The following is an 11,432-nucleotide window of genomic DNA, read 5'->3' as shown; positions in this document are numbered from 1 at the left end:
GCAGTTCGGAAGCTCAATTGTTCAAGTGGTTCCGCTTTATCCGCAGTAGCAGTTCAGCAAGTCGCAGTATCGGAAGTTCAAGGTCTGCACCGCTGTACACGCATCACCCGCAGTCCTGGTGTTCAGAAGGTCTCGCATCACCGCCGTACCCAGCAGTCATCGTGGCCGAAGTCAGGCGACAGTCGTTGTAGTGATCTCAAGCAATACCGCAGTCGTAGTTCGCAGTACTCATGCTGTATTCCGGCGCAAGTGTCATGGCCGGATGGAGAGTCATCCCTCCCCGTTGTTACGAGGCATCGCTCTCACGCGTCAGTGCCGTACCGCCGCCCTCATTTTTCAGGCGGCGGATTGCGCGCCCACAGCCTCGTATTGCCCACGCGTTGCATAAGACAACCCGACGCCACGATCATGCGTCGCGCACGTTACCGGAATGGATATCGCCATCGTGATGGCGTCGTTTTCATTCCTCCAACGTGTTCGCGATGTCCGCCGTATCGGCCGATCCCACGCAGTCGGATCAGGCTCGCCCGCGTTATCGCGTGGGCGCATGGCATGCGCATCACCCTCGCGTCATGCCCGATGTTTTGAAAAAGAGAAAATTGAAACACATGAACACCGACCCAGAGCGCATTACTCTCACCATCACGCTGCATCCGAACGACCTGAAGCAACTCGACCACGCTTGCCAGCGCGTCGGCATGCGCCGCGAAGATTTCTGCGTGCTGGCTACGCACCTGGAAGGCGCTCGCGTGCTCAACGGCGAGGGACTGGCGGCATTGGCACGCCCGTTCAGCTTCGCCGCCGCCCTGCCTGCCGCACTGCGCGGCGCGTTCACGCGCCTGTGCGCCCGCTGATGGAAGTGAGATGTTGCCGGCGCTGCGGACCACATCCGATCCGTCGGCGCGCGTCGCACGCTGAGATGTGCCGGTAACGCCTTTGCGAACCGGCGCAGTGAGTTTCCCCCTCCCTCTCCCCGACTTTCCGGCTTTCGAATCGAGGACGGCCCTACCGTCGTTGGTATCCCCCCGCACAGCGCCTCACTCGTCCGCACCATACCTCCCGGCATCTATCTCACGCAGCGCCCTTAGAGCGGCCGCGCAAAGCCCCCTGGCGCCCTAACGTCCCATGGGCCGACGGATCCGCCCGATGCGAATCCCCCTCCCCAGACGTCGCGTCTGAAATGCCTTATCGTTTGTCCGAAATTCGCTATGCGATGGATACGCTTCGGGCGGACAATTCGCTCCAGTTCGCTCGCACTTCACCGGGCTCATCGCGCTTGCCCAAGCTCACGATTCGGCCGGTCGTCCACCCGACCGGCACATTGCACTGAACCATGACCAATTTCATCCTGCCGCTGATCGCTGTGCTCATCTGGTCAGCCAACGTGATCGTCAACAAACTCGCTGTCGGTCACATCTTCCCCGCCGAGATTGCGTTTCTTCGATGGTTTGCCGCCTGGCTGATCCTCACGCCGCTTGCGTTGCCGGCGCTGTGGCGCGCACGTCGCGCGTTTTTGCCGCATATGGCGCAGTACGCGACGCTCGGCGTGCTCGGCATGGCGATCTACCAGGGTCTCGCCTATTCGGCCGCGCACTATACGAGCGCCACCAATATGGGGATCATTCTGGCGCTGTTGCCGCTCACCACGCTCGCCCTCGCCGTACTGCTGCTGGGCGACGCGCTCACCGCAGGCGCGCTGGCCGGCGGCCTGCTGTCGATCGGTGGCGTATTGCTGGTGGTCGGGCACGGCTCCCTGCTGCATCTGGCGGATCAGGGCATCGGCGTGGGCGACGCCATGATGGTCGCCGCCATGTTGGCCTACGCCGTCTACTGCGTGCTACTGCGCAAATGGCATCTGCCGCTCGCACCGTTGCCCTCGCTCTATGCGCAGATCCTGTTCGCTGTCGTCGCGTTGCTGCCGTTTTATCTGCTGTCGCCCAAGGCAGGTATCTCGATGGATAACCTGCCGCAACTGGCCTTCGCCACGATTCCCGTCTCGATTGCCGCACCGTTCATCTGGATGATCGGCGTCGCACGCATCGGCCCACGACGCGCCACGGTCGTCATCAACCTCGTACCGATCTTCACCGCGTTGATCGCAGCATTCGGCCTCGGCGAGCATCTCGCGAGCTATCACCTCGTGGGCGGCGCGTTGATTCTTGCGGGCGTGGCGCTCGGCGAAAACTGGCATCTGCCGATTCGCAAAGCGCGTGAATCGATGGCGATGTTGGCCGACGACTTAGGAAACGTCCGATAAATTTCGCGCTATTAGCGTCGCCCACTCTTTATAGAGGCCCACCTGTAACGCATGGGGAGGAGAGCGATATAACGTCGCAAGGCGCGGGGGGATTGATTACGCTGTGTGACTCGTCAACGGAGTTCCGCCATGCAAACGAATCCACTCGCGCTGTTCGGAGACCATCTGGCCCGCTTGCGTAAGGCGCGCGGCTGGTCGCAGGAGAAACTTGCTCTGGAGAGCGGCCTGGCACGCTCGTATGTCAGCGGCATCGAGCGCGGCAGACGCAACGTCGCTCTCGTCAACATCTGTGTGTTGGCCGACACACTGGGCGTACCAACGTCCGAAATGCTGCGATTCGCACAGGCCACGCCGGGTGCTGAAGACGCCGCAGTGCCCACCGATCGCACGCCGCTGCCGCAGATCAGCCGGTCACTGTGCCGGCTCGAAAACCGCGATCAGGTCTGGCTCGCCGAAATCATCCGCAGTCTCAGTTCTCGCCTGTGTCATGCAGTCCCGCCCGCTGTCAGATCCCTTGCACCGCCCTCTGCGACCGTTTCGTCCGCCAGCGCCCATGACGGCGATTTCGACAACGAGAGCACCGAGAGCGATGCGCTCGACGACGACGATGAGCTCAACGCGCTCAGCGGCGCCGATAAGGAAAACGCACCCGAGAGCTTCGACACATCGCATCCGTCCTTCGGCAATGCCCCCGCACGCGCGCCCATCGACCCTCGCTTCGACGCCGGCTTTCCTGCACGTCATCAACTCGCCCCAACGAGCCAAGCGAGCTATCGAATTGCGGACGATACGGCAAACGCTTCGCATTCAGCCACCGCCAGTTCCGTCACCGACAACACGACTACGCCCCTTCGCATTTGCGAGCCGGATCGTTCGTCGGGCAGCGATCGCGACACCTCGTCAGCCCCGGCCATCGAGCCGAGATCCGACACCAGCGGCCACGACGATCCGCGGCGTTTGCCCAGCGGCGACGAAGAGTGAGCAACCGCACGGCAATTGATTCTTAGGACATCGCGCAAAGTCCCCCAGGCATGCTGGGGGCGTTGCGCGATCGTTCGTCTAGTAAAAGTAACTAATCAACCTTTTGGATTTGGTCACTCAAGTATGTGTTGCGCTTTCACTCGATGGATGCATCGCGGCGACGCGCGAGTGCGTTCACGCCAACAACGACAGGAATGACAGCACGTCGATGCCCACCGCAATTCCGCATGGCTCGATACAACAACCGGCTCAGCCCGTCAACATCGAGTGACATCCCAACGCGGAACCTTCCAGAATCCTCGCACTACTTTATCCGGCAAGACAGGTGTCACACTGCGCGGCTCCGGTTGACGGGAGTGCGACAAGAGATATCGCAACGGCTCTGCGGCGGTACGCAAAATAGCGCCGCCGCCACCGTCGGAACGACAGCACTCGTTGTGCCTTCTCCGAAAGTCCGCGAAAAATCTGCGTTGCGAACTCGGTAGTTCGTGCCTCGCAAACGGGGGATACCCGAGGCACCGTCCCCGATGCCGGGTTTTTGTTTCAACCTTCTTGTCCCTAACAAGGAAAATTATTTTATGGACACCAATTTATTTCGATTCGGCAGACACCTCGCCGGTTTGCGCAAGAAGTACAACTGGGCGCAAGACAAACTTGCGCTGGAGAGTGGTCTTGCACGTTCCTATCTGAGTGGTGTCGAGCGTGGCAAGCGCAACATCTCGCTACGCAACATATGCATTCTTGCCGACACACTGGGATTGCCGCCGCATGAGTTGCTGGCGTTCGATTCGTCAAACGGAATGGCGGCCGATACGGGCGCAGCAGCGCCCACCGATCCGTATCCGTCGCTTAACCGTGCGATGCAGAAATTGTCGGACCGCGATCAGGCGTGGATGGCGGATCTGGTTCGTACGCTGAGTTTGCGTCTGGGTCACGGCGTGTTGCGCGACGAATGAACGCGGCGATACGAGGCTTTGCGACAACGGACTCTCAGCAGGCGTCGGGCGACGCCACCGGTGTCGAGTCCAGTGCGTCAGTCGTTCCCGAGGAAGGCCTCCACCGCACGGTGAAACGCAATCGGATTGGCGAGGTTCATGCCGTGCGAGGCGTCCTGAATCACCATGCGGCGGGCTTCCGGCATAGCGTATGCGAGCGCGTTCAGCACGTCCGGATAGGGCGCGGGACTTTCCGCACCGCCCATCAGCAGGACCGGTGCATGTAGCGCGCCGAGGGCGTCGATCGGCAACGGGGTGCGCGGCTCTGCCACCTGGCCGATCAAGGTGCGCGCGTTGTCGCGCACCATCTGCTTGAACCACGGCACCATGCGACGCCACGTGTCCGGACCACTCACCGTATCGATGAAGATGGCCAGCCCGCCGTCGATATCGCCCGCTTCGATAGCGATCAATGCCTGCTCGCGGAAGTTACCCCGCTCGCTGTCGAGCGGAATCTGCACCGGACCGCCGCTGATTTCCACACCCGGATCGGCCAGAATCAGCGAGCGGACGGTGTCGGGGGCGAGCAAGGCCGTGCGCAGCGCGACATAGCCGCCGCGCGAATGGCCCAGCACATGCACCGGACCCACGCCGAGCGCCGTGATGAACGCGGCCAGATCCTCCGCATGCTGCTCACCCGAGAAGGTGCCGTCCCGCCCGTTCCAGGCTTCGGGCCAGTAGTGACGAAGGCTCACCGAGCTGACCCGTCGCCGCTGTCCCAACGGCGCCATGTTCGGCTTGAAGTACCGGCAATCGCAGAGCGAGCCGTGAACCAGCACGAGCGGGGCACCGACGGCATCGGCGGGTGCGGAAGTGTCGACGTACGCCATCGGATAGCCGTTGACGTCGATCGTTTGCGGTGCAGGAACCGGCATGGGGATACATCAGGTGAGACGGGGCGGTCAGTATACCGAGCTTGCGGTCCCTTTGCTGCGGCGTGTCAGGGCGTGGCGGGCCGGCCGACATGCCGCAGACGACGCACGAAATTGACCGCCGGCATGACACGGCGCTCACCGCACGCTGGTGTATGCTTGCGACTCTCTTCATTCCTGCGGTTTCCCGGCATGGCACTCAAAGCCACCATTTACAAGGCCGAGGTGCAGATCACCGACCTCGACCGTCATTACTACGCCTCCCATAACCTCACGATCGCGCGTCATCCGTCGGAAACCGACGAACGCATGATGGTGCGCGTGCTGGCCTTCATGCTTTACGCGGGCGAGCGTCTCTCGTTCGGCAAAGGCATCTCGACGGCCGACGAGCCGGATCTGTGGGAGCACGACTTCGGCGGCGATATCGTGCGCTGGATCGACGTCGGTCAACCGGACGCCCGCCGCCTCGTGAAGGCCGCCGGTCGCGCGGAACACGTCGACGTAGTGGCTTACGGCGGCAAACCTGCGGCCGTCTGGTGGCAAGCGACGGCCTCGCAGATCAACCGTCTGTCGAATCTCACCGTGCGCATGCTCGACGACGAGTCTGCCGAAGCGCTGACGGCCCTCGCTTCGCGCACGATGCGCCTGCAATGCACGATTCAGGACGGCGAAGTCTGGGTTGCCGACGACAACCACAATTTCGCGGTCAAGTTCGAGACGCTGCGCGCCGCGGCCAGCGACTGAACCTGTCGGCTTTCTCGCCCGCATCGTCTTCGGAGCGGCCCGCCAGGCCGCTCCACCGCTTCACCGCTCCTGCTTCACGGCTTCAACCTTCCCACGTTTCCCTCTCTTCCCCGCACCTCCCGCCGCCGGCACATCCTCCTCGGGCCTCGCCCCAATACGCGGCGTGCCGGAAGCTGCGTTAAACTTGACGTTAACGTAAATCGAGTGAACCCGACCGCACCGATATCGCATGCGCGGCCGATGTGGCTTGTGGCAGCTCGCCGCGCTCTACGGCGCTATACAGATGTGGCCCGACATAGCCCGATATCGCTCGCGACGGCCGCACCGCGGCAATCCATCGTGACGTCTGGTTCCCTTTGGTCCCGCTTCGTCTTTGTCTCTCTAAGTCAGCCCCACAACGCATGGACATCCTGATCTACTCCCCGGACGGCAAGACAACCCCTTACGAAACCGGTCTCGCAGAACACCTCCCGAAGGCCAACATTCGCGGCTGGCAGCCGGGCGACGCCGCACCGGCCGACTTTCTGGTGCTCTGGAAGCCGAACGCCGAGGTACTGCAACCGCGCGAGCGTCTCAAGGCCATCTTCAATCTGGGTGCCGGTGTCGACGGCGTACTCGGTGCGCGTGGCGAAGACGCCCGCCGCCTGCCTGCCGGTGTGCCGCTCGTGCGTCTGGAAGATGCCGGCATGGCCGACCAGATGGCGCAGTACGTGAGCGCTGCCGCGTTGCGCTACTTCCGCCGTCTGGACGAGTTCGACGCCCAGCAAGCCGAGGGACAGTGGAAATTCAAGAAACCGAACCGCCTCTCGGACTTTCCGATCGCGGTGCTCGGCTACGGCACGCTCGGCGCGCACGTCGCCCGCGCACTGAAGGCTTTCGGCTTCCCAGTGCGCGCATGGAGCCGCAGCGAGCGTCATGACGACAGCGGTATCGCGCTATATCACGGCCATCACGGTGACAAGGGCTTCGATGCCTGCGTGAGCGGCGCGCGCATTCTCGTCAACCTGCTCCCGCTCACGCCGCAAACGGTGGATGTCCTCAACGCAGACCTGTTCGCGAAACTGGCGCAAGGCGCGTTCCTCATCAACGTGGCGCGCGGTGCGCATCTGGTCGACGCCGATCTGCTCGCTGCGCTGGAGAGCGGCCAGATCGCCGGCGCCACGCTCGACGTGTTCCGCACCGAACCGCTGCCTGCGGACCATCCGTTCTGGCGCACGCCGCGCGTGACCGTCACGCCGCACATTTCCGCCCTGACCCTGCGCGACGAGACGGTCGCGCAGATCGCGGGCAAGATTGCCGCGATGGCACGCGGCGAAGCCATTACCGGCATCGTCGATCTGGCGCGCGGCTATTGAGCCACCGCCAACGCCCTTGCCGAACCCCCATTAGAGGAGACAGATCCCCATGTCCGCATCTCATCTGCCGCAGCGTGTGAAAGTGGTCGAAGTCGGCCCGCGCGACGGTCTGCAAAACGAAAAGCAGCCCGTGGCCACCGACATCAAGATCGCGCTGGTCGACCGTCTGTCGGCCGCCGGCTTCGCCAATATCGAAGCGACGTCGTTCGTCTCCCCGAAATGGGTGCCGCAAATGGCTGACGGCGCCGAGGTCATGGCGGGCATCGTCCGTCGCCCGGGCACGATTTATTCGGTGCTCACACCGAACCTGCGCGGCTTCGAAGGTGCGGTTGCCGCCAAGGCCGACGAAGTCGTGATCTTCGCCGCCGCGAGCGAGGCCTTCTCGCAACGCAATATCAACTGTTCCATCGAAGAGAGCATCACGCGCTTCGAGCCGGTCGCGCGTGCCGCGAAGGACGCCGGTCTGCGTCTGCGCGGCAGCATCTCGTGCGCGCTCGGCTGCCCGTATCAGGGCGAAGTGCCGGTAGCCAGCGTGGTCGACGTCGTCAAGCGGCTCGCCGCACTCGGCTGCGACGAGATCGACATCGCCGACACCATTGGCGTGGGCACGCCCGCGCGCACCCGCGAAGTCATGGAAGCCTGCGCCAGGGTGTTCCCCATCGAGCGGTTGTCGGGCCACTTCCACGACACCTACGGGCAGGCGACGGCCAATATCTACGCGGCGCTGCTCTCGGGCATTTCGATTTTCCATTCGTCCGTGGCCGGTCTGGGCGGCTGCCCGTACGCCAAGGGCGCTACGGGTAACGTGGCGACGGAAGACGTGCTGTATCTGCTGCATGGACTGGGCATCGAGACGGGTATCGATCTCGAGGCTGTCGTGCACACGGGCGACTTTATTTCGCAGGCGATTGGCCGGCAGAACGCGTCACGCGTGGGTCGTGCGATGCTCGCAAAGCTCAAGGACGCCGCCACTACCGGCGCTTGAAGCTCGCCTACGCCAGCCCCTACACCGTCGACCCTCGACTCTCGACTCCCGGCCCTTTCCACAAGCACAGCGGCATATAACGCGACGCACGGACACCCCATGAGCGAAACGCCCCGGATCCCCGAATCCCCTCACGAGCAGGACCTGCCGGAAGGTGCGCGCCACGTTGCGCGTCTGCTCGCCGGCATGGGCCACGATCAGACCATCGTGCTGCTGCCCGCCACCGGCAAGACGTCGGCCGAAGCCGCAGCGGGACTCGGCTGCGAAGTCGCGCAGATCGCCAAGTCGATCATCTTCCGGCGCGCCGCCGACGATACGCCCGTGCTGGTCATCGCCAGCGGCGTGAATCGGGTCGACGAGAAGAAGGTGGCCGCGCAGGTGGGCGAGCTCGCACGTGCCGATGCGCGCTTCGTCAAGGAAAAGACAGGCTATTCGATCGGCGGCGTGAGCCCCATCGGGCATGTCGTCTGCCCGGTCACGCTGATCGACGAAGACCTGCTGAAGCTCGCCAGCCTGTGGGCGGCCGCCGGGCATCCGCATGCCGTGTTCAACCTCACACCGCAGCAGTTGGTCGCGATGACGGGGGCGCCTGTCGTCGACGTCGCCTTGCGCGCCTGACGTCACCCCGCAGCCAGGACCAACAACACATTAAGGAGACCTGCCATGCCGAGCCCCGAACTTGTGCCGGGCCTGACATTCGAGTGGACGTATCGCGTGCCGAAGAAGGCCGTGGTCCCCGAGCTCTACGACGATGTCGAACTGTGCCGCGACATGCCCGCGGTCCTCGCCACGGGCTATCTCGCGGGCATTCTGGAATGCGCGTGTCTGCAGGCCATTCGTCCGTATCTCGACTGGCCGCGCGAGCAATCGCTCGGCACGCTCGTTTCCTTCTCGCATCTGGCGGCCACGCCGGCGGGCGACACGCTGCGCATTCAGGGCAAGCTCGTCGACGTCACCGGCCGCACGCTGCGCTTCGAGGTCGAAGCCTGGGACGGTCTCGATAAAGTGAGCGCCGGCACGCACGAGCGCGTCGTCGTCGATCGGGCGCGCTTTCACGACAAGCTGCGCGAGAAGTCGGCCAGGCTCGGTTTGCCCGTCTGAATCAGCGCCCCGGCGCCTCAGCGTCATAACGTCACAACGTCATCACATCGCCATCATGACCACGCAAGCGTCCCCCGTCCCGTCGCCCTGCACCAACATCTGCCGCATGAATCCGGCGACGGGCTGGTGCTCGGGCTGCTGGCGCACGCTCGACGAAATCGCGGCGTGGTCGACGATGGCGGACGACGCCAAGCGTGAGGTGTGGTCGCTGTTGCCCGCGCGACGCGCCGAGCATGAGGAACCGCCGGTGATGCATCGCCGCGTGGTCGCAGGCCCTTCGGGTGCAGGCAACGCCTGACACGCCCTACCGCCTACGTCAGATCACGTCACGTCAATCGCGCCAAACTCGTACTCAACTTTTTGTCATCGCATATGGGAAAAATCGTTGCCGTCGGCGAGACGTTCTCCGCCAGCCATCATTTCTCGCCCGACTCGATCCGCGAATTCTCCACGCTCGCGCACGACTTCAATCCGCTGCATCACGACGCCGAGTACGCCGCGGCCGATCCGCGTTTCGGCGGATTGATTTCGTCCGGCACACAGCAGATGTCGTATCTCGCCGCCCTGCTCGCGACCCACTACTCGAAGACGGCGCAACCGCTCGGGCTCGAATTCGACATGAAGCTGCGACGCGCCGTGCACGCGGGCGACGACATTACCGTGCGCTGGACCGTCACCGATAGTCTGTGGAAGGAGACGCTCGCAGGCGACATCGTTTCGCTCGACGGCGACGCCGTCAATCAGCGAGGCGAGACGGTGATCGCCGCGACCGCCAAGATTCTGGTGTGCGCCAAGCCCGCGTGATCCCCGCGATTCGCCCAGTGCCCACCTCCGTCATCTAACGAGATACGCCCAATGACCTCGCTTGCCCTACCTGCCGGGCTGCGCGTGTTCGAGCGCGGCTGGCTCTCATCGAACAATGTGCTGTTCCTCGGCGACGAGCCGACGCTCGTCGATAGCGGCTACGTCAGCCACTCGGAACAAACCCTGGCACTCGTTGCGCATGCGCTGCCCGAAGGCAAGCCGCTTGCGCGCCTCGTCAATACGCATCTGCACTCCGACCATTGCGGGGGCAACGCCGCGTTGCAGGCCCGCTGCGGCTGCCGCACGTGGGTGCCTGCGGCCGAAGCCGATCCGGTGCGTCATTGGGACGAGCGCCGCCTGTCGTTCGACGCGACCGGCCAGCAATGCGCGCGCTTCACCTTCGACGACACGCTCTCGCCCGGCGACACCGTGCCGCTCGGCGAGCACGAATGGCTGGTCCTCGGCGCGCCGGGACACGACCCGCATGCGCTGATGCTCTACAACGCCGCGCAGGGCATTCTGATTTCGGGCGACGCCCTGTGGGAGCGCGGCTTCGGCGTGATCTTCCCGGAACTCGACGGCGAGTCGGGTTTCGCCGAACAAGCCGCCGTGCTCGACCTCATCGAACAGATCGACGTGTCGCTCGTCATTCCCGGACACGGCAAGCCGTTCGACGATGTCGACGCCGCGCTGGCTGCCGCGCGCGGACGCCTCGACTATCTGCAAAGCGATCCGGTGCGCAATGCGCGTAACGCGCTCAAGGTGCTGATCGTCTTCCGGCTCATGGCCGAGGGACGGATGACGGGCACCTCGCTCAAGGCGACGCTCGATACCGCGCGTGCGTGGCGCAGTGCGGCGGCCATGCTGGCGCCGCCATCGGGCTGGCCGGCACTGCTCGACACGCTGGTTGGGGAATTGGCGAAGGCGGGGGCGCTGCGATACGAGCGTGAGACGGATACGCTGCACAGCGTTTGAGGTCCGGGACACGGGCGACACAAAAAAACAACGCCACCTGCCTGTGAGGGCAAGCGGCGTTTGAGGACGTGACGTGCCGGACGAACGCTGCGGTCGCTAACGCGACGCCCGTCCTGAGACGCCTTGGAGCTGGTGTCCCTTGGCACGCGTCTTCATCGTAGTCAGCACGTGCGCGTCGCCCAAGAGGACTTTCCCTGATACGCAACGAATTGTCCCCGGATCCCCCCTCGAATTGTCGTCGCACTGCTGCCGGACGGCGTCCCCTCGCCCCCGTTACTATGTTCGCACCTCGATAATCGAGGTTTTGGCCAGCCAGGCCCGGCATGATTCCCGCCCCCAGTCGTAACCATGATCCGGGGGGTG

At 63.9% G+C, this 11,432-nt stretch carries 13 protein-coding genes; 12 read left to right on the top strand and 1 reads right to left on the bottom strand.

What is annotated here, in order from left to right; genetic code table 11:
* Positions 1-608 precede the first annotated feature (608 nt).
* From ACIPHM_RS05575 to ACIPHM_RS05560, 4 genes are all read left to right on the top strand, one after another.
* A complete protein-coding gene (locus ACIPHM_RS05575) occupies positions 609-854 on the top strand; it encodes a hypothetical protein (RefSeq protein ID WP_400325376.1) in 246 nt (81 codons plus the stop codon).
* A gap of 479 nt (positions 855-1,333) precedes the next feature.
* A complete protein-coding gene (locus ACIPHM_RS05570; protein WP_400325375.1) occupies positions 1,334-2,257 on the top strand; it encodes a DMT family transporter in 924 nt (307 codons plus the stop codon).
* 129 nt (positions 2,258-2,386) lie between these two features.
* Entirely contained in the window at positions 2,387-3,238 is an 852-nt protein-coding gene (locus tag ACIPHM_RS05565) for a helix-turn-helix domain-containing protein (protein ID WP_400325373.1), read from the top strand.
* Between the two features lie 578 nt (positions 3,239-3,816).
* Positions 3,817-4,194 (top strand): helix-turn-helix domain-containing protein, encoded by a 378-nt coding sequence (locus ACIPHM_RS05560; RefSeq protein ID WP_400325371.1) that lies wholly within the window; start codon positions 3,817-3,819, stop codon positions 4,192-4,194.
* Between the two features lie 77 nt (positions 4,195-4,271).
* Here ACIPHM_RS05560 and ACIPHM_RS05555 read toward each other — a convergent pair whose 3' ends face one another.
* Positions 4,272-5,108 carry an alpha/beta fold hydrolase gene (locus tag ACIPHM_RS05555; protein ID WP_400325369.1) on the bottom strand — a complete coding sequence of 279 codons (837 nt, stop codon included), beginning with the start codon at positions 5,106-5,108 and terminating at the stop codon, positions 4,272-4,274.
* A gap of 189 nt (positions 5,109-5,297) precedes the next feature.
* Between ACIPHM_RS05555 and ACIPHM_RS05550 the strand changes: the two genes are divergently transcribed.
* The 8 genes from ACIPHM_RS05550 (at position 5,298) to ACIPHM_RS05515 (ending at position 11,069) form a co-directional block, all read left to right on the top strand.
* Positions 5,298-5,849, top strand: coding sequence for a YaeQ family protein (locus tag ACIPHM_RS05550; RefSeq protein WP_400325367.1), 552 nt, complete (start codon positions 5,298-5,300; stop codon positions 5,847-5,849).
* A 401-nt stretch (positions 5,850-6,250) separates the two neighbouring features.
* On the top strand, positions 6,251-7,204 hold the full coding sequence (locus ACIPHM_RS05545; protein ID WP_400325365.1) for a 2-hydroxyacid dehydrogenase: 954 nt from the start codon (positions 6,251-6,253) through the stop codon (positions 7,202-7,204).
* A gap of 49 nt (positions 7,205-7,253) precedes the next feature.
* Positions 7,254-8,189 carry a hydroxymethylglutaryl-CoA lyase gene (locus tag ACIPHM_RS05540; RefSeq protein WP_400325363.1) on the top strand — a complete coding sequence of 312 codons (936 nt, stop codon included), beginning with the start codon at positions 7,254-7,256 and terminating at the stop codon, positions 8,187-8,189.
* Positions 8,190-8,288: 99 nt separating this feature from the next.
* Positions 8,289-8,807: a YbaK/EbsC family protein gene (locus ACIPHM_RS05535; RefSeq protein WP_400325362.1), complete on the top strand. Its 519-nt coding sequence runs from the start codon at positions 8,289-8,291 to the stop codon at positions 8,805-8,807.
* 45 nt (positions 8,808-8,852) lie between these two features.
* On the top strand, positions 8,853-9,290 hold the full coding sequence (locus ACIPHM_RS05530; RefSeq protein ID WP_400325360.1) for a thioesterase family protein: 438 nt from the start codon (positions 8,853-8,855) through the stop codon (positions 9,288-9,290).
* Positions 9,291-9,345: 55 nt separating this feature from the next.
* Entirely contained in the window at positions 9,346-9,588 is a 243-nt protein-coding gene (locus ACIPHM_RS05525) for a DUF1289 domain-containing protein (protein ID WP_400325358.1), read from the top strand.
* 74 nt (positions 9,589-9,662) lie between these two features.
* Positions 9,663-10,094, top strand: coding sequence for a MaoC family dehydratase (locus ACIPHM_RS05520; protein WP_400325356.1), 432 nt, complete (start codon positions 9,663-9,665; stop codon positions 10,092-10,094).
* A gap of 51 nt (positions 10,095-10,145) precedes the next feature.
* Entirely contained in the window at positions 10,146-11,069 is a 924-nt protein-coding gene (locus ACIPHM_RS05515; RefSeq protein WP_400325354.1) for an MBL fold metallo-hydrolase, read from the top strand.
* Positions 11,070-11,432: the final 363 nt, after the last annotated feature.

Origin of the sequence: Pandoraea sp. NPDC087047 (assembly GCF_044745225.1) — a bacterium.
Classification (GTDB): Bacteria; Pseudomonadota; Gammaproteobacteria; order Burkholderiales; family Burkholderiaceae; genus Pandoraea.
This window is presented reverse-complemented; position numbering and strand designations above follow the sequence as displayed.